This window comes from Bacillus sp. FSL R12-0074 (assembly GCF_038005725.1).
Classification (GTDB): Bacteria; Bacillota; Bacilli; order Bacillales; family Bacillaceae_G; genus Bacillus_A; species Bacillus_A mycoides.
This window is the reverse complement of record NZ_JBBOTR010000001.1, coordinates 2,641,447-2,660,793: the sequence shown is the minus strand read 5'-3', so window position 1 is coordinate 2,660,793 and position 19,347 is coordinate 2,641,447. Positions and strand designations below refer to the sequence as shown.

The following is a 19,347-nucleotide window of genomic DNA, read 5'->3' as shown; positions in this document are numbered from 1 at the left end:
TTGGAAAAGAAAGGAGATAAATATGCATAAACTTCAAACGAATAAAGGCGCTCGATATATGATGATTGCTTTTATTGTTTTGTTTCTTACTATGCTTTTACGCATGTTTTATATTCAAGCGGTAGGAGTCGTGCATAATGTTAATGTAAAGGATCTTGCGAAGGAACAACAAAACAAAAATGGAGTTTTAGAGGCAAATCGCGGGACAATTTATGATCAAAACGGTAAAGTATTAGTCCAAGACTCAACGACATATCGCATCGTTGTAAACCTAAAAGGAAAAGATAAATTAAAAGATAAAGAAGATACCGCACAACGTTTAGCAGATGCGCTTGAAGTTGATAAAGAGGAGATCATGAAAAATTTTCACGAAGGACGTACGCAAGTTGAAATTGGTAAAATTGGACGTAACTTATCTAGAGAAGCGAAGGAAGAACTTAAAAATTTGAAAATACCAGGTGTATCGTTTACAACAGAAAAAGCCAGAGTATACCCAAATGAAGACTTCGCCTCGTATATACTTGGTTTTGCAAGACCAGATGATAAAGGTAATGCGGAGGGCAAGTTTGGGCTTGAAGAAAGTTTGGATAAATATTTACGCTCTACAAACGGAAATGTAAAATATGTAGGTTCACGAAATGGTATCCCACTTACAAATGATATAGGAAAAATAGAACCTGCTAAAAATGGAAATAACGTATACCTTACGCTTGATAAACAAATTAATAGTTTTTTAGAAGACGCGATGAATAAAGCTGCGCAACACTATGATCCTTCTATGTTAGTAGGTATTATTGCGGATCCAAAAACAGGTAAGATTTTAGCAATGTCTAGTAAGCCTAGTTATAATCCTAACAAAGGAGACATTGAATATTTTTTAAACGATCCAATTGCGAATGCATTCGAACCAGGGTCTACAATGAAAGTTTTTACATTAGCTGCTGCAATTAATGAAGGTGTATATAACGGGAAAGAATATTTCCAATCAGGAAAATACGCAGTTGGTTCAGCAGAGATTAAAGATCATAATGGCGGCTATGGATGGGGCTCAATTACATTTGATGAAGGGTTTGAAAGGTCATCGAACGTTGCTTTTTCTATTTTAGAAGACCAGTTACTGAAACCAAATAAATTCAAGCAATATATGAATAAATTTGGTTTCAATCAAAAAACAGGGATAGATTTACCTGGAGAAAGTAAAAATACATTATTGTTAAATACTCAAATTCAACAAGTTACTACTTCTTTCGGTCAAGGCTCAACTGTAACTCCTATTCAAATCGTACAAGCGGCCACAGCTATAGCAAATGACGGGAAAATGATGCAACCTTATATTGTTGATAAGGTTGTAAATCCAACAAATAAACAAGTTATTATGGAAAATCAACCTAAAGAAATAGGGAATCCGATTAAAAAAGAAACTGCAGATAAGGTAAGGAACTTAATGGAGCGAGTTATTACTTCATCTAAAGGAACGGGAACGATGTATAAAATTGATGGTTATCCGATTGGTGGTAAAACAGGGACAGCGCAAATTCCGAATCCTGAAAATGGACGATATATGGAAGGGAAAGATAATTATATTTTTTCATTCTTAGGAATGGCTCCAATTGATGATCCGCAATTAGTCGTATATTTAGCCATTAAGCAACCTAAATTAAAGGGGAATGAATACGGTGCTCAGCCTCTTGCTGAAATTTTTAAACCAGTTATGAAAAATAGTCTAGAATATTTAAAAGTGAAACCATATACAGAAAAGAAAATGGCAGATGCAACAAAGCAATCTGAAATAAAAGTACAAAATTATGTAAATCAAACAATGGATACTGTAAAAAATATTGCAGAAAAAGAGAAACTTCAGCCGGTATTATTAGGAGAAGGAAAGATAATAAAACAATATCCACAGACTGGCGAGGTAATGAGTGAAGGAGATCGCATATTTCTAGTAGGAAGTAATGTGAAAATGCCTAACCTAAAAGGTTGGTCAATGCGTGATGTTATGTATTTCTCTAAGTTGTTGAAATTAGATTTAAAAACAACAGGTACAGGGTATGTAACGAGTCAAAGCATTGAAAAGGGAGAATATATACAAGAAGGTGATACTTTAAAACTAGATTTGGAACCGCCTCTAGAACCATTAGCAGAAGCGAGTATAAATTAATATCGAATTTTGTAAGAGTCTATAGTATAATAGGCTCTTTTTTTAGATTTACAAGCAATTTCACGCACCGTATTTTTTAATAAATAAAAAATCAAGTTACAAAATTATAAAGGATGCTCACTTTTTAAAAAAACTGATTATTCTTTTTAATTATTTACAATATAAAACCTATGTGATAATATGGAAAAAACCAAATGCAGTGAAGAGAAGAGTAAATAAAATGAATTTTTCACAGAGAGCTCTATTTAGCTGAAAAGGAGCAAAAATTCTTTATTGAACCAAGCCTCTGAGCAGCACATCGGAACCTTTTAAAAGTGGATGGTGTGACGGGAGCTCCCGTTATAGAGATAAGGTATAAGCATGAAAATAGTGCAGTACCTGATAAGGTTAATATGGCGACATATTAACAAACTAGGGTGGCACCGCGATGATAAATCTCGTCCCTAAGACTAAAAGTCTTGGGGGTGGGATTTTTTTATTGTTCTAAAACAATTTAGAAAGCGGGTGCCTAAAGTGAAAAAATTACTTGAAGATTGGAAATATCCTTTATTACTATTGTCCGGAGTTGGTATTGCGAATTTAGGTGCATGGATTTATTTAATCGCACTGAATGTACTTGTCTATAATATGGGTGGCTCAGCCTTAGCTGTCGCTACTTTATATGTGATAAAACCATTAGCCACTTTATTTACAAACGCTTGGTCAGGAAGTATGATAGATCGTTTAAATAAACGAAAGTTAATGATTCACCTCGATATATATCGAGCAGTATTTATCGCTATTTTACCCTTGGTTCCATCCCTTTGGATTGTCTATCTCTTAGTATTTTTTATAAGCATGGCCAGTGCGATTTATGAACCAACTGCTATGACATATATGACGAAATTAATTCCAGTAGAGCAAAGACAACGTTTCAACTCACTACGTAGTTTAATAGGATCTGGTGCATTTTTAATTGGTCCAGCAGTGGCGGGGATATTATTAATAACTGGTACACCAGAGTTTGCTATATATATGAATGCTATAGCATTTCTGTTATCAGGGTTAATTACATTACTTTTACCTGATCTTGATAAAAAATACGATTCTAATACATCAAGTGATAAGTTATCTCTAACTGTACTAAAAAAAGATTGGAACATAGTTTTAAATTTCAGCAAAAAATCTGTGTATATAGTATGTGTTTATTTCCTATTCCAAGGAATGATGGTTTTAGCTACTGCTATAGATTCACTTGAACTATCGTTTGCGAAAGAAGTTTTATTGTTAACAGATAGTGAGTATGGCTTCCTAGTTAGTATCGCTGGAACGGGTTTTATTTTAGGAGCCATAACAAATACAATTTTATCAAAAAAATTAGCACCTTCATTTCTAATTGGGATAGGATCATTATTTATTGCAATCGGATATTTGATTTATGCTTTTTCAAGTGAGTTTTTAATAGCTGCTATCGGATTCTTTGTTTTATCTTTCTCTATGGCATATGCAAATACGGGATTTTACACATTTTATCAAAATAACGTTCCGGTTCATATGATGGGACGAATCGGGAGTATATACGGGCTCGTTATAGCTGTTTTTACAATTTTTATAACGATTCTGTTCGGCGTTGCAACTCAATTCACTTCTATACAACTTGTAGTCATTGTAGGAGTATTGGTAATGCTACTTATTACTATCATATTGTGCGTGTTTACTTTATTACCATCGCGGTCTAAGGTATATTCCGCTGAATCAATAAATTCGAAATAGTTCCCTTGGTTTTTATTTGAAAATTAGGGGGTTGAATAGGAGGTTTCTTTCCCTTATATATGGAAAAGTAATAAGGGGAAAGAACAATACCAATAAACAAGGGTGGCTATTATGATAAAAACAAAAGATCAAATAGAGAAAATTGTAAAAGAAATACATCGGAATATAGATTTTTCTGGGGTAGTCTTAATAAAAAAAGATGATGATATTATTTATGAAAATTCATTTGGATATGCTAACCGAAGTGAATGTATAAACAATACACTACAAACAAGATTTGGAATTGCCTCAGGATGCAAATTATTTACTGCTATCAGTATCTGTCAACTTGTTGAAAGCGGTGTAATTACTTTTCATACAAAGTTAAAAGATTGTCTACATATTAAATTCCCAAACTTTAATGAAGATATTACAGTACATCAACTTTTAACGCATAGTTCGGGTATTCCAGATTATTTTGATGAAAGTATCATGGATAACTTTGAAGACCTTTGGAAACAAACTCCTATGTATCTATTAAAAAGTTTAAAAGACTTTTTACCATTATTCCAAAACAGTAATATGATGTTTACACCAGGAAGTAAGTTTTACTATAATAATGCAGGTTTTATTATACTTGGATTAATTATAGAACAGCAGACAGGACTTGAATTTATGGAATATATAGAAAGAAACATATTTGTTCCAGTTGGTATGAATGATTCAGGCTATTTCTCTTTAGATAATTTACCAAAACATACAGCTCTCGGATATATAAAGGATGTAAATAGTCAAAAATGGAGAACAAATGCATACTCTATACCCATAAAAGGAGGTTCTGATGGCGGTGCTTACATTACTGCACCAGACATGGTGAAATTTTGGGAAGCTCTATTTAACAACGAAATATTAAGCCGCGAATATACGAAGTTACTTTTAACTCCTCATATTTTGGTGAATAATAGCCAGTCTTACGGCTATGGAATATGGATTGAGAAAAGACAAGAAAATATTTTTAAATATCATGTAATGGGATATGATCCAGGCGTGAGTTTTCGCTCGGCCGTATACCCGGAATTAGGAATTACATTAGTTATTCCATCAAATAAAGGGGCAGGACCTGAAAAACTAATGGTGGAAATAGAAGGAGCTTTTTAATTACATGGATATAAAAATTAGAGCATATAAAAAAGAAGACGAAATAGGCTAGGTACGTTGCCGTGTGTTATCTTTTTTAGATACAGCATATTATGACAATGTACTTAGAGGGAAAGAAAAATATGAAAATCCCGCAATTGAACTAGTCGCTATACATGAAGAAAAAGTAGTAGGAGACGTACGAGTAAAAAGTACGTCTTTTTACTTTTATAAATAATGCTTAAGGCTGATGGGAAATCACATTCCATATTATACAAATTAAAGTAGCTATCGTATTTCAAACAGAGACGAATATAATTTTCAAAGGTAAACAAGTATATAGGAGGACTCTAAATGGATATTCTATTTGTTATTCTTATAATTGTATTAATGCAAGGTAAGGAATACAAAGTGAATATTAATCGTATTTGGCTCATTCCGGCTTTGCTGTACTTTGTAACAATCCAGTCCATTATTCATATGGGACAATTAAATATATTGCACGTACTACTATTCGTTGCAATGTTTGGAATTGGATTGGCACTTGGAATTATTAGGGGGAAAGCTTTAACATTTCGATTAGATAGTGAAACGGGTCATGTATTACGAAAAGGAAATTGGTTAAGTACAATTATTCTCCTTTTTATTTTAGGTGTGAAAATCGTGATTAAGCAAAGTATGTTTCATGGCAGTACTCACCACACATTAATGGTTGTAACGAATGCCTTTTTATGTATCACATTAGGTACCGTAATTAGTAGACGCTATTATATTTGGAAAAAATATAATGAATTAACACAAAAAGCGTAAATACATTCGTCCCTTGTTTAACAACGCTGTGAACGGTAATACTAAATAATATTGAACTTTTACAAAAAGGGATGATAATATGATATTCATTTACACAGATTTCGGTGGAACGCATTCAACTGCACTCGCTGCAGCTTATCATTTAAATAAATTACCAACAGATCGTAAGTTAACGAAAGAAGAAATATTAAATGTAGATTACTTTAATAAATTGAAAACAGAAGATATGGGAAAGATTATTTTTCATGGACAAGATGAATATGGGAATCCTGTATATACAATTGGGTGCGGGGCATCCAAAATCGTTGTACCTGCGATGAAGCATTTAGGAGAGATTCTGCAAAAACATTATCAAAGCCATGAAAAGATTATTTTTTCTAATACATCACCAACAGTTCCTTTACCAATGACTTTCGGTGGTTTGTTTTCTAGAAGGTTCCACATCGACTTTATCGGCGTACCATTACTCGTATGGGGAGCAAAACTTAGCTGTGATAACATACAAAGGCTTGTTAATTATACGAAAGAAGCTGGCCGATTGACGAATGATTATGTTGTAATTTTAGATAACGAAACATTTAAGTAATGTTAAAAGAAGACCGGAAAATTTTGTGGTTTTCTTTTTTTTTTGACAAATAGACAAAAAACATTCACATTTATTATACATCTTCTATAGCCAAAATATTAAAGTCCTGTTACTATTACAGGGGATATTCTCTTTTCATAAGATAAATATATAGAAAAGTCAGAAAAGAGGAACAGAATAAGGGAGGAACAACATGAAGCGTGTTGCTTGGTTTACTGATAGTACAACTGCGAGTTTTACAACAGATGGTGATAACTTTGTTATCCCAATTGAAGTTATTATTGATGGAGTGTCTTATAAGGATTGTGAAGAAGGAGTTCATAAACGTCTTTATGAAGCGTTAAATGATGGAAGAACAGTTACTACTTCGCAACCTAACATAGGGGAAATGGTAGAATTATTTACTAAATGCAAAGAAGAATATGAAGAAGGCTTTGCAGTTGCTATTAGCGGAAAAGTAAGTGGGACCTATCAAAATATGAAGCTAGCTGCTGATATGGCAGGTTTCCCTTTAACTATATTAGATAGTGAAACGACAAGTTATCCAATGGATGAACTTTTGAGAAAAGCTAAAACGTTATACAATGATGGTATGACTTTACAAGATATACATAAAACATTAGTAGATGAAAAAAGAAGGCCTTTTTATGTATTTCCAAAAAGCTTAAAAGGTTTATATGCAAGTGGTCGAGTAAAGGGAGTTCAATTTTTACTTGGAAGTTTATTAAGTGTCAACTTAATCTTAGAAGTAAAAGGCGGAGAACTTTTACTTGAAAAGAAAGTGCGTAAAATCCAAAAATGTAGAGAATACATTAAAAATGAGCTTGAAAAAGAATTACCAAAAGTACTTCATATGTTCTATGCTAACGATAAAGATGGAGCTGAAGAATGGATTTTAGATATTAAACAAGCATTCCCTGAAATGGATTTCAAGCTTTATCCATTGCCGATTTCATTTGCTGTTCATGCAGGTGAAGGAACAATAGCAATTAGTTATTAAGAGGAAAACCCGTGAATAATTCGCGGGTTTTTTTATTATATAAAAGCTTCATTACATCATTCCCGTATCACAAATAATAATGTATAGATAAAAGGATTTTCTACTAAAAAAAAGAAGTATGTATAAACAAATATTATAATGGTAGTGATATTATGAAAATCGGAAAGTTTGGAGAAAAAAATAATATAAGTATAGATACAATTAGACATTATATGGATCTCGGACTAATTATTCCTGAAAAGAAGGGTAGCCATTATTTTTTTGATGAGTATTGTCAAAAAGATATAGAGCTTATATTAGAGTACAAATGGCTAGGTTTTAGTTTGAATGAAATTAAAGAACTTTTTCTTTATCAAAATTTAGCGAAATCTATGAATTACGAAAAAGATACTCTTTACCAATCTTTATTTAAATCGAAATACGAAATGTTTGAACAAGAAATACAAATTTTAGAGGAGAGAAGGGATAAATTAAAAGAAGTGTTAAATGATTTATCGCTAACAAATGAAACTCCGAATTCTATTATTGGGATAGATTTAAGCGTACTTCATTTACTTACATGTTCTAAGTGTAGCAAAAACCTAATTCTTCAAAATGGAATTATTAATTGCAATCAAATTACAGAGGGAAAGTTAATTTGTAACTGTGGGGAAGAATACATTATTACTTCAGGTATTCTAACAGCTGGCAATTTATTTAAAGCATATGAGCGATCTTCACTTGAAAGTTCTATTTCAGATTATATTCATGAAACTGATACTGCATATTTGGAAAATATGCATAGAGAAGGAGAATGGGCGAAAAAGAAACTAATGCAATTAGATTTAAATAACAAAATACTACTTGATATAGGATCGGGTCTTGGGTTCTTTTTGCGAAATATTTATGAAGAACTACCCGAGGATTGCTTATTTATTGCAGTTGATCGAGATTTGAATAAACTACTATTTTTAAAAGATGTATTAGAAAGAAGAAATCCGAAAAGAAACATTCTCTTTATCTGTGCTGATTTTTTAAGTATACCTATTCAGAATCAGTCTGTTGATATTGTAATTGATCACTCTGGTACGAGCAATTATAGTTTTGAGCATGAGGATTTTTTACTTCACGAATTAAATCCACTTTTTAAAACGGATTGTTATTTATTAAGTTTATTTATTTTATTTAAAAATTTTAGCATAAACAGCCAAATTGAAACTAGGTTTCGAGAAATTTTTACACTTTCAAAAGTAACGAAAGAAATCCAAAATCTACAGTTTCAATTCATTGATGAAAGAACTTCAAATTATTTGGATCGAGGCGGAAAGTACGAAGATTTTTTTGTTCAAGGAGAAGAAATTTATACATATTCATTTTTCGGAAAAAGATGGAGTTAACCCCATCGCTACCTGATTGTGTGACATAGAAAAGTTGTATTTTTATTTTTTGAAATTTAAGTCCGGTTTAATAACCGGACTTTTTACTAATACAAGCGATTTACTTCTACTTTTACTTATAAATGGCATTCTCTTGTCAACGTATGTCTAGTGAGAGAAAAGATAGCTAAACCTAAAGATAGAAGGACTAGAAATCCGCCAACCCAGGCCATGTTGGCGACATCATGTACTTGTTTTAAAGCTATACCTCCAACTGCAGACCCGAGTGAAATTCCTATTTGTAGAGCGGAATTATTAAAGCTTTGCTGTATATCTGATGTGTCTGGGGCAGATTGTATTAAATAACTTTGTTGAGGTGGTGCAAGGCCCCAACTCAATGCAGCCCAAACTATCATAACAGGAATAAATAGGCTAATAGAAACTGTCGTGAACGGTAATATAAATAGGATTAAAGCAAATAAAGTAATAACTATTACAATACTTTTTTGAGCACCTATTTTATCTGATAATACACCGCCGAACATCTTTTTTGTATGTCTATTTCTGTATCTAATCAATTGCAATGATTTGCTCAAGAAATTCAAAGCTTTTTATCTTCAAATATCTTACGAGATGTTGCTACATATAGATTTTAAGCAATATCGCTTATCATTGACGGTACATGAGCCTAGCTTGATGATGATGGGGTTAACCCCATCTTTTTAAATTTTTCTTTTAGAAGTTTTTAATAATAGCATATTGATATTGGGTTAACCCGAGAACTTACACTGTACGTAATACAAAGTTCAGCGGGAGGGAAATGTTATGGGAAGTTTACGATTACATATAGAAAATAAAAAAAGAAACCAAGAACTAAGAAATATTTGTTTATATTCAATTGCAAAAACAGTATCAATATCCGGTAGCACTATATATAGTTTCGCATTAGGATTATATGTTTTACAAATAACCGGATCTGCGTTGAATTTTGCGATTACGCTCATTTTAGGAACGATTCCAATGATTGTTATGAATCCATTTGCCGGTGTAATTGCTGATAAGGTTGATAAAAAGAAACTGGTTATTTGTATGGATTTACTAAGTGGATGCTTATTAATAACTGTTTATATATTAAGCAGCTATTATGGGTTAAACTTATTCATCATTTATACTACTACCTTTCTTATGACGGTATTTACAACATTTTTTGGAATAGGATTAGAAGCCGCAAAACCAAATATCGTCTCTAAAGAGCGGCTTATGAGTATTAACTCTATAAGTAAAATTATCGATTCTGTATCTTTAATTCTCGGTCCTATGTTAGGTGGCATCGTTTTTGCAGTCTTTGATATTAAAATTTTTATAATTATAAACGGTATTTCATTTATTCTTTCGGGTATATCCATATTATTTATTCATTTTAAACTGTTCGAGTTCAACATAAATGAGGAATGCCCAAAAAGGAGAATTAATTTTATTAAAGATATAAAAGAGGGGTTTTCATACTTAATTGAAAAGGAAAGCTTAAAGAATACGTTTCGAATTTTAATTTCACTTAATTTCTTCTTAGGGTTTGCTGTAACTGTTCCATTGCCATACATTATTAACACAGTTCTCAATCTTAGTTCTAAGCAATTTGGTATCATTCAAGGGACTTTTCCAGTAGGGATGATAATTGGTGCAATTTTAGTAAAAAAGATAACTAATCGTTTTTCTTACTCTTATCTTTTGAAAAAGCTAAGTTCAATGTTGGCAGTTTTTATGATTATTTCAGGAATTCCAGTTCTATTCAAAAGTTTTGAAGTAAATGATTTTGTATACGTTATTACGTATTGTGTTGTTATGTTCTTTTTAGGGCTAATAATAGCGTTAATTGATATTCCTTTAATTTATTTCATGCAAAAAGAGATTCCTGATGAATATAGGGGGAGGGTACTCAGTATTGGATTAAGTATAGGTAAAATGATGCAGCCAATAGCATTGGCATTATCAGGTCTATTATTAAATTATATTCCAGCCTATACACTTCCAATTGCAGGAGGGATAGTATTTCTTATTTTGAATAAGGCTTACTCAAATAAGTTGAATTTAGAAATTCATTCAAAAGATTACAGTGTTTTGCGTAGCTAAGTATATTGTCCATTAACAGTTACCCAAAATGCAATTGCAGGAAGATGGAAAATCGTGATTTTGTGGCATTTAAGCAAAAATGAAATTATTAGGTTTAATGAATTATTGAGGATGTTACCTGGTATCTCAAAAGGAATCTTAACTAGACAATTAAGAGAGCTTGAAGAGGACGAGTTAGTACACAGAGAAGTTTATAAAGTTGTTCCACCAAGGGTAGAATATTCTTTAACAGAGCAGGGGGAAAAGTTTATACCTGTATTAGAAGCAATGCAAGTCTGGGGTAAAGATTTACTAAATAAAAAAATAGAGATGTATGAAAAGCATAAGGACTAATAAATTATTAATACCTTCCTATTGGTAATAGGAAGGTATTAAGTTCAAATTAAATACTGAAAAATTTATTAATGTAAGTTGTACTGGAAAACTATCGTAATTCAGCCGTCTTTCTAATAACAATCTTATCAATATCATCCTCTTCATCACCAATAAATAACCCTCGTTCTTTTAAGTATGTTTCAAAGTATAAATCTGCTTCTGCACGTTCATCATATGGCTTTACAGATAGAACGAAACCTAATTTATTTTGCTCCTCTAAATGAGAAGTGGAGATGTAAGCCGGTACATTGTGGCGTAAAAAGAGCTCTTTAACCGGAATAATCATATCTTTCATTAATTTCGTTAGCATACCCATTTCAAACTCAAAATTAAAGCGATCTATACTAGATAAATCCGCGAATACTACACCAATAAAACCTGTATTAAATACTTCTTGATATTCTACTTCTTCGTTACCGTAAAAATTCTTTTCAATTAAATAATTTATAAAATAAGAAACACCATCACTTTGTTCAAACGGTTTTGTTGAAAGAACAAAGCCGATTTTCTTTTGTTTATGTAAATACACACATGACATGTATGCAGATATATTATGTTCTTTAAATAATGCACTCGTTGCCCCAGATAGGCCATCTAGTACGTGATGAACAATTTGAAGTTTTTTACGAGTGAAATAATAGGATTTCTTTTGTAACTCCAATGTATCAATAAAGACAGAGCCAATAAAGCCTGTATTTGAAATAATAGGTGTTTGCTTTTTTCTTCCTCTGCGCTTCGCTGGAGCCATTGATAAAATCATCCCTTCATGTACGATTAAAATAAAAAGAACGTTTGTTCGTATATTTATATTTTACTATTAAAACGCACTAAAGTAAAGGGTTTTTGGCGAAAAAACAACAAAAAAGACACCTATAAAAGGTGCCTTAAACGTTGCAGGGAAGAGGTTTCATCCCATTATTTATATTAAGATACAGATACAATCTCTTCTGTATCCTCTACATCTAAATGACAGTCCATTGTACGAACATCTTGATCTTCATGACTTCCGAAATAAATAGTAATTTTCATATGTATCGCTCCTTTATTCTAGGAATACCTAAAATAATTACTAGTAATGTTAATATTTATTATATACCACTTTTTTCATTCCGACAATATTATATCATTTTTAATTCTTATTATGCTACATTGTGTGATATAAAGGGATTAAAAAGAGGGATTTCATTGATTAAGTGAAATTTCTTATATGTTATATTTAATATAGGTATTATTTAATTACTATTTTTTAAAGGGGCATAATTGATGAATTATCAAAAGTTACTTATAGATAATTTTATATACAAAACTTCATATGTTGCTCGTCATGTGCAAGGGATGAGTGTAAAGAAAACGAAGAATTATATTGCAGTTAACTGTGGTTTACCTACAGATACATTTAATATTATTACTTTATTAAACAGTAACTTAACGGAAGAAAACGAGGAATTATGTGCGGAGATAGAACAATTTAATCAAAAAGGGTTTCCTATAAGTGTTTGGTATTGGGATGCAAAGCGAGAGAATACACTTAAGTACGAGTTACTAAAACTTAGATTAATAGAAGCGGAAAATAATATTGCAATGGTTGCAGATTTACAAACAATTCATCCTACATTAGACATACCAGCAAGTTTTATAATACAAAAAGCAACTTCGCCGGTACAAATACAAAAATTTGGCGAAACGTTAGCGGCTTTATTCGGTACATCAGCGGAAGGCTCTAATGTTCAATCCTACTATAATCAAATTTCTTCTTTAGATTTATGGAATAGCGATGACATGCAACTATACTTAGGTCTTTATAAAGGTGAGGTAGTATCTGTTGGCTCTTTAGTATGTACGAAAGATAGTGTCGGTATTTATGATATAGCGACTAAAGAAGAAATGAGAGGAAAAGGTTTTGGCTCTACTATGTTTAATTTCCTGCTGCAAGAAGCAAAACAATTAAAAAATATGTACTGCGTACTACAAGCTTCACCTGATGGAATTAACATTTATGAAAAATCTGGATTTAAAGCTGTAGGACAAATGACTGTTTTTGAAAACCGGCATTTATTTGGATAATTCATCCAAATAAAATTGCTTTAAATATAGGAGTTAACATACCGTTATGAAAAAAATATCTCTAATTACACCCATATGCTTCTTTATGGTAATAAGCATCTTTGTTTTTCAGCAAATAAATGAACATAAATACATTAAAGCTACTAATACATTAAATCATATAAAAAACATTGCACATAGAGGTGCATCTGCATATGCACCAGAACATACAATAGAAGCTTACAAATTAGGACAACAATTAAAAGGTGACTATATAGAAATAGATCTCCAAATGACAAAAGATGGACATTTAATAGCTATGCATGATGAAACATTGGATCGTACAACGAACGGTACTGGATTAGTAAGAAATCATACATTAACAGAAATAAAACAACTTGATGCAGGCAGCTTTTTCAATGAAAAATACCCCGATTTAGCAAAAGAAGAATTTAAACATGCTAAAGTTCCAACATTAGCAGAAATTATTGAAACGTTTGGACATAATGCTAATTATTATATCGAAACAAAATCACCTGATGAATATCCTGGTATGGAAGAAAAATTATTAGAAATAATTAATCACTACCACATAAATGATAAAGTAATTATTCAATCGTTTAGTGAAAAAAGTCTGCAAAAGATTCATAGTTTAAATACCAATATATCTCTAGTACAATTATTATCATATAAAAAAGCAGTTCAATTAACAGAACTAGAAATTGAGAATTATAAAAAATACTGCATTGGCCTAGGGATGAACTTTAAATATATTGATGCAGCCTATGTAAAAAAAATAAAGAAATATGGATTAGAAGTGCATCCATTTACAGTAGATAATGAAAAGGATATGAAAAAGTTACTTATATGGGGTGTAGACGGGATGTTTACTAATTATCCGGATCGTTTACATTCAATAAAGCCTTTAAAAAAACAGAAATAAAAAGAATCCAATAAAACTTGGATTCTTTTTATTTTCTCTTCTATGTCTTTACTACATTGAATATCATTTTTACAAAACAAACTAGAAAGTAACCAAAATGTAATTAATTTTTCCTTTGTTTTTTATATTTTTTTGATACACTGGCTACGAGAGGAATACCGATTATAGTAGGTAAGAACCAAAACCATATTGGTGGAAGTAGATTTAAAATAGGGATATACATACCAATGTTTACTAAAAGTGCGGTAACTGCACCAATATAAGAGCCTAACATACCTCTAATATGGTGTTGCAACCAATTTCTCCATCGTTTTTTTCTTGCGAGATATCCGTAAATCGCAAATGAATAGGAGATAATTGCTACATAAAATAAATATGCGATTTTATCCCAGTTTAAAATAGACAATATAATTGCAGTAAGGGTTATGACAACATAGGACGCATGGTATATTTCGCCCCATTCCGTATGTTTTCCTTTCTTTTTTTGAGCAAACATCGCTACAATTCCAGTGATTAAACAGATCGTTCCAAATAAAATATGAATGGTCAAAAGGATATTGAAAATACTCATAATAATTCCTCCTTTTTTATTTTTATAGTATTACAGTATAGGAGAAAAGTTGAAAAATATAGTTAGTTCGGCTTAATATATTGAAATATAGGTACTCCTAGAACAAAATGGAATGATTAAATTTTTTCTCAAATTTAGTGAGACGAGTATTACGTTAAATGAAGGAGAGACTTCTATGTTTACATCTATTACATATTTACAATCTGGGAATGATAAGCAACAAAAAGTTTACGAAGTTATTAATAAACTAAACATAATGGAGGATTTAGCTTTATATAGCCCTGTACTTTGCGGGACAATCCCTATTAGAGTTGATACCCTTCATTCTGACTTAGACATTGTAATGGAAGTACATAATTATGATTTTTTTGAACAGGAAATTAGATCATTGTATGGCTCATACGAAGGATTTGAAATGAAAAAGAAAATCATTAAAAATATCTTAACAATAAAGGTGAATTTTCAATTTGAAGGTTTTGAATTTGAATTATTTGCTCAACCGCGGCCAGTACGTAACCAAAATGCATATAAACATATGATAGTGGAGCACATGCTATTAATGCAGCACCCACACATTAGAGAAGAAGTAATTGAATTAAAAGAACAAGGCGTAAAAACAGAACCGGCTTTTGCGCAAGTATTAAAAATTGATGGTGATCCCTATAAAGAACTTATTTTATTAGGACAGGAAATGAGATTATGGTAAAAAAGGCACACAAAAAATCCTCTTTATAAAAAGAGGATTTTTTTATTATGCCATTAACTTACGAATCAAATTACTTAATATAATAATACCTTGAGTAATTTGTTCAGGGGAAGAATACCCATAAGATAAACGTATAAACTGATCTGATTCTTCCTCATAAATACGTCCCGGGTTAATAAGAACTCCCTTTGATTGAGCCTCTGAAAATAGTTTTTTCATCGAAATGTTAGGCACTACCCTTAGCCATATAAAAAATCCACCACTAGGAATATCCCATGTAGTAATGTCAGCACAGTATATATTTAATGCTTGTATCATTATTTGTCTTCGTTCTTTTAGATGAATCCTTACATTGGCTACGTGCTCCTCATAAAAACCTCTACTCAACCATTCTGCAGCAACTCTTTGAGATAAAGAACTTGACCCATAGTCAGTTTGCATTTTTATGTCTGATAATCTCTCAATAACAGGCTCTGGTCCGATAATCCAACCAATCCTAAGTCCTGGGCTAAGTGTTTTAGATAGACTACCGATATATAAAACATGTCCATATTTATCCATCGACTTTAAAGGAGGGGGCGGTAGTTCATCCATCCATAACTCACGGTAAATATCATCTTCAATGATAGGCAATTGTTCTTTTTCGCATATTCTTAGTATTTCTTTTCGTCGATCCTTGGACATTAATACACCCGTCGGATTTTGAAAACAAGGAATCGAATATAAAATATTTTTCTTTTGACTATAATTAATTCTTCTTAACAAATCATTAGGGATAATTCCATGTTGATCCATCTGTATTCCAGAAAGGTGAATATTAGCCGATTGAAATACGTGAAGAGAATATAAGTAAGAAGGTCGTTCAAGTAAAACAGTTGACTCTCTATGTAAAAGACCGATTGATATTAATTGTAATGCCTGTAATGCACCAGAGACTATTAATATAGAGCTTGGTGATGTATTTATTCCAAATGATTTTACATAATTACTTATTGCTTCACGTAAAGGGAGATATCCTTTTTGTTCTTCATATCCGAAATAATCTAGTTCCTCACATACGTTACGCATAATGAATTGCATAGTTTCTAACGGGAAAAGATGAGGTGCAAGTTCTCCTTTACTAAGATGAATCAATTTTTTATTTGCTTCTGCTTCATTTATTTCCCGTACCATTAACTTGCTTGGTTTATGAATACCAGCCTTTACATATTCACTCCAATCGGGCGGGGGATTGGTGGCTAATAATGACCATGTATTATTCGTTACAATTGTTCCTGACCCGATTTTCCCTTGAATTAAGCCATCTGCCATAAGTTCTTCTAGTGCGGTTATTACAGTACTACGATTTACATGAAATAATTTCGCTAACTGCCGCTGGCTAGGAACCTTACTTCCAATCGGCCATTCTCCGTATTCAATTTTTTCTTTCATATAGTCTATTACCTGCCGATATTTAGGCAGTTTTTTATCAGTAGACATATTAAAAACTCCCTCATTCATTTTAAAAATGCAAAGTGGTTGGTTTTTTCGAGGATTAACTGGTTGAAGACATTGTATCAACTATTAAATATGATGAAAAGAAATAATTGGTAATTAGAAAATGGCTGGTTTATTGGAGAGGGAGAGAAAATATGCATAATAAAAAATGGGATTTTCGTATTGTATGTGCTCACGCTTTTACGATTCTTATATGGGGAACAGCTTTTCCAGGAATTCGGATGGGGCTTGAAGCTTACACCCCTGAACACCTTACTTTGCTACGATTATTAATCGCTTCTTTGATTCTTTTTCTGTTTTCACTTATATACAAATTACGTTTACCTGATTTGAAAGATATTCCAGTAATTTTTATATTTGGTGCTCTTGGATTTACAATTTATCATATTGCACTGAACTACGGTGAAAAGAGTGTGAATGCTGGACCTGCTAGTTTAATTGTATCAGTAACACCTATATTAACGGCAATTCTTGCTTCTGTTTTTTTGAATGAAAAAATGAAATTAAATGGTTGGATCGGTGGTGTAATTAGTTTTGTAGGAATTGCTTTTTTATCGTTAAGTCAAGGAGATTCCATTCAATTAAATAGTGGGGGATTACTAATTTTATTGGCGGCAATTTCAGAAAGTCTATTTTTCGTTTTTCAAAGGCCATACTTAAAAAAGTACGGTTTCTTGCCATTTACAATATATACAATTTGGTCTGGTACTGTATTTATGCTTATTTTTTTGCCAGGGATTTATGAAGAAATTGTAGCAGCTCCTATAGAAGTTACTTTGAGTGTTATATATTTAGGTGTGTTCCCGACAGTACTGCCGTATATTGCATTAGCATATATTACATCCCATGTCAGTGCTTCTGAGGCAACAAGTTCTCTATATTTAACACCAGTAACTGCATGTATTATCGCTTGGATATGGTTAGGTGAGGTGCCAACCTTTGTTTCGATAATTGGAGGGGGAATTACTATACTTGGAGTTGTGATTGCTCATTTAACATTTAATAAAGATGATTATAAGCAAATTGAGAGTGAAAAAGTGTGGTAAGACATCCCTGCGAGTATTTGCAATTTAAATGCAAAATTTCGGATTAATAACAGGCTTTCAATTCTATAAATATAGTGAAAAAAATCTATATTAAAATCAGCTAGTCCAATATTTGTACGAGATTTAATTAAACTGGTAGATTATTTATCTGCAAAAGAACTAGCATAATGCTAGTTCTTTTTTATCAATACATTACTCACCATTAATATTTGCTTAGAACTGTATAGATTTAAATTATTTCCACATATACATAATTATCTTACCTATGAAAGGAGTGCATTTCTTGGAGAAGGTTTTATTTTTTGGAGACCCAGGTATTGATGATTCGTTTGCAATTATGTATGGCTTACTGCATCCTGAAATTGAAATTGTTGGTATCGTAACTGGATATGGAAATGTTGAACATATGCATGCCGCTCATAATGCCGCATATATTTTACTGTTAGCAAACAGACAAGATATTCCTGTAATTAGCGGTGCAACAGGCCCACTTACAAATGAAATTACAACGTATTACCCTGAAATTCATGGACCAGAAGGATTAGGGCCCATCCATGTACCGGAAAGTGTGTTATCTATTCCTATATACAATTTTGGCAGTATTGCTGCGATTCTTGTAAAGTATGGAGAAGATTTAACAATTGTCGATGTAGGAAGATCTACCTCGTTAGCGATTGCTTTTAATTTATGGAACGACTTGATGTTAAATATAAAAGGAATTTATTTTATGGGTGGTGTCTTTTTAGAAGCAGGGAATGTTACTCCATTAGCAGAGGCAAACGTGTACGGAGATCCTATAGCAAGTCAAATTGTATTTCAGCAAGCGAAAAATATAACGTTATTCCCTTTAAATGTAACAAATAAAACGGTTTTAACCCCAAGTGTATTTACTTACATTTTAGTTAATACACAAAATCCATTTAAATCGATTATGAAACCCCTGTACGATTATTATTTATCAGCATACCAAAAACTCAATCCATCTATTGAAGGGCCATTATTACACGATGTACTTGCTATAAGCGGTTTAGTGAATCCTACATTTTTAAATTATACATCTCGAAAAGTGACTGTAGACATATGTGGCGAAACGAAGGGACAAACTTTTGCTGATTTTCGCCCACACTCTAAATCTGAAGGGGCGCGTATAGCGTTACAATTAGATGAGGAAAAATTTATTCAGGATTTTATGAAAATCATGTTATAAGTTGATGTCGAAAAAGGGAATCATTTCACTCCGTTGAATATAAAAGATA

Annotated in this window: 17 protein-coding genes, 2 pseudogenes and 1 other annotated feature; of the genes and pseudogenes, 15 read left to right on the top strand and 4 right to left on the bottom strand. The window is 32.0% G+C overall.

Annotated elements, in window-relative coordinates; all coding sequences use genetic code 11:
• Positions 1 to 22 precede the first annotated feature (22 nt).
• The 8 genes and pseudogenes from NSS97_RS13850 to NSS97_RS13815 all read left to right on the top strand — a co-directional run bounded on the left by NSS97_RS13850 (position 23) and on the right by NSS97_RS13815 (position 8,801).
• Entirely contained in the window at positions 23 to 2,161 is a 2,139-nt protein-coding gene (locus NSS97_RS13850; RefSeq protein ID WP_107886847.1) for a penicillin-binding transpeptidase domain-containing protein, read from the top strand.
• Between the two features lie 190 nt (positions 2,162 to 2,351).
• Positions 2,352 to 2,609: a binding site (T-box leader), on the top strand.
• Between the two features lie 65 nt (positions 2,610 to 2,674).
• Positions 2,675 to 3,913 (top strand): MFS transporter, encoded by a 1,239-nt coding sequence (locus NSS97_RS13845; protein ID WP_044443048.1) that lies wholly within the window; start codon positions 2,675 to 2,677, stop codon positions 3,911 to 3,913.
• A 111-nt stretch (positions 3,914 to 4,024) separates the two neighbouring features.
• Positions 4,025 to 5,050, top strand: a complete 1,026-nt coding sequence (locus NSS97_RS13840) for a serine hydrolase domain-containing protein (protein WP_341112963.1) — start codon at positions 4,025 to 4,027, stop codon at positions 5,048 to 5,050.
• A gap of 64 nt (positions 5,051 to 5,114) precedes the next feature.
• Positions 5,115 to 5,240: pseudogene (locus NSS97_RS13835) on the top strand (GNAT family acetyltransferase); the annotation flags it as partial.
• A 143-nt stretch (positions 5,241 to 5,383) separates the two neighbouring features.
• Positions 5,384 to 5,839, top strand: a complete 456-nt coding sequence (locus tag NSS97_RS13830) for a DUF1453 domain-containing protein (RefSeq protein WP_341112961.1) — start codon at positions 5,384 to 5,386, stop codon at positions 5,837 to 5,839.
• Positions 5,840 to 5,918: 79 nt separating this feature from the next.
• Positions 5,919 to 6,425 carry a DUF3189 family protein gene (locus tag NSS97_RS13825; RefSeq protein ID WP_044443053.1) on the top strand — a complete coding sequence of 169 codons (507 nt, stop codon included), beginning with the start codon at positions 5,919 to 5,921 and terminating at the stop codon, positions 6,423 to 6,425.
• Between the two features lie 193 nt (positions 6,426 to 6,618).
• Positions 6,619 to 7,425: a DegV family protein gene (locus NSS97_RS13820; protein WP_044443054.1), complete on the top strand. Its 807-nt coding sequence runs from the start codon at positions 6,619 to 6,621 to the stop codon at positions 7,423 to 7,425.
• Between the two features lie 152 nt (positions 7,426 to 7,577).
• Positions 7,578 to 8,801, top strand: a complete 1,224-nt coding sequence (locus tag NSS97_RS13815) for a methyltransferase domain-containing protein (protein ID WP_107886850.1) — start codon at positions 7,578 to 7,580, stop codon at positions 8,799 to 8,801.
• A 116-nt stretch (positions 8,802 to 8,917) separates the two neighbouring features.
• Here NSS97_RS13815 and NSS97_RS13810 read toward each other — a convergent pair.
• Positions 8,918 to 9,322 (bottom strand): annotated as a pseudogene (locus NSS97_RS13810) (MFS transporter); the annotation flags it as partial.
• 283 nt (positions 9,323 to 9,605) lie between these two features.
• On the opposite strand from NSS97_RS13810, the gene NSS97_RS13805 reads away from it, so the two are divergent.
• Positions 9,606 to 10,910 (top strand): MFS transporter, encoded by a 1,305-nt coding sequence (locus NSS97_RS13805; protein WP_107886851.1) that lies wholly within the window; start codon positions 9,606 to 9,608, stop codon positions 10,908 to 10,910.
• Positions 10,911 to 10,943: 33 nt separating this feature from the next.
• Positions 10,944 to 11,243, top strand: coding sequence for a winged helix-turn-helix transcriptional regulator (locus NSS97_RS13800; RefSeq protein ID WP_165927669.1), 300 nt, complete (start codon positions 10,944 to 10,946; stop codon positions 11,241 to 11,243).
• 91 nt (positions 11,244 to 11,334) lie between these two features.
• On the opposite strand, the gene NSS97_RS13795 is transcribed toward NSS97_RS13800, so the two are convergent.
• Positions 11,335 to 12,033 carry a hypothetical protein gene (locus tag NSS97_RS13795; RefSeq protein ID WP_107886852.1) on the bottom strand — a complete coding sequence of 233 codons (699 nt, stop codon included), beginning with the start codon at positions 12,031 to 12,033 and terminating at the stop codon, positions 11,335 to 11,337.
• 515 nt (positions 12,034 to 12,548) lie between these two features.
• Between NSS97_RS13795 and NSS97_RS13790 the strand changes: the two genes are divergently transcribed.
• Positions 12,549 to 13,349, top strand: a complete 801-nt coding sequence (locus NSS97_RS13790; RefSeq protein WP_044441600.1) for a GNAT family N-acetyltransferase — start codon at positions 12,549 to 12,551, stop codon at positions 13,347 to 13,349.
• A 46-nt stretch (positions 13,350 to 13,395) separates the two neighbouring features.
• Positions 13,396 to 14,271 (top strand): glycerophosphodiester phosphodiesterase family protein, encoded by an 876-nt coding sequence (locus NSS97_RS13785; RefSeq protein ID WP_107886853.1) that lies wholly within the window; start codon positions 13,396 to 13,398, stop codon positions 14,269 to 14,271.
• Between the two features lie 103 nt (positions 14,272 to 14,374).
• Here NSS97_RS13785 and NSS97_RS13780 read toward each other — a convergent pair whose 3' ends face one another.
• On the bottom strand, positions 14,375 to 14,842 hold the full coding sequence (locus tag NSS97_RS13780) for a DUF2306 domain-containing protein (RefSeq protein WP_044441601.1): 468 nt from the start codon (positions 14,840 to 14,842) through the stop codon (positions 14,375 to 14,377).
• 175 nt (positions 14,843 to 15,017) lie between these two features.
• Between NSS97_RS13780 and NSS97_RS13775 the strand changes: the two genes are divergently transcribed.
• Positions 15,018 to 15,548, top strand: a complete 531-nt coding sequence (locus tag NSS97_RS13775) for a DUF4269 domain-containing protein (RefSeq protein WP_044441603.1) — start codon at positions 15,018 to 15,020, stop codon at positions 15,546 to 15,548.
• A gap of 45 nt (positions 15,549 to 15,593) precedes the next feature.
• On the opposite strand, the gene pdxR is transcribed toward NSS97_RS13775, so the two are convergent.
• On the bottom strand, positions 15,594 to 17,027 hold the full coding sequence (gene pdxR, locus NSS97_RS13770; RefSeq protein ID WP_107886854.1) for a MocR-like pyridoxine biosynthesis transcription factor PdxR: 1,434 nt from the start codon (positions 17,025 to 17,027) through the stop codon (positions 15,594 to 15,596).
• A gap of 152 nt (positions 17,028 to 17,179) precedes the next feature.
• On the opposite strand from pdxR, the gene NSS97_RS13765 reads away from it, so the two are divergent.
• Positions 17,180 to 18,091, top strand: coding sequence for an EamA family transporter (locus tag NSS97_RS13765; protein WP_107886855.1), 912 nt, complete (start codon positions 17,180 to 17,182; stop codon positions 18,089 to 18,091).
• Between the two features lie 283 nt (positions 18,092 to 18,374).
• Positions 18,375 to 19,298: a nucleoside hydrolase gene (locus tag NSS97_RS13760; RefSeq protein WP_107886856.1), complete on the top strand. Its 924-nt coding sequence runs from the start codon at positions 18,375 to 18,377 to the stop codon at positions 19,296 to 19,298.
• Positions 19,299 to 19,347: the final 49 nt, after the last annotated feature.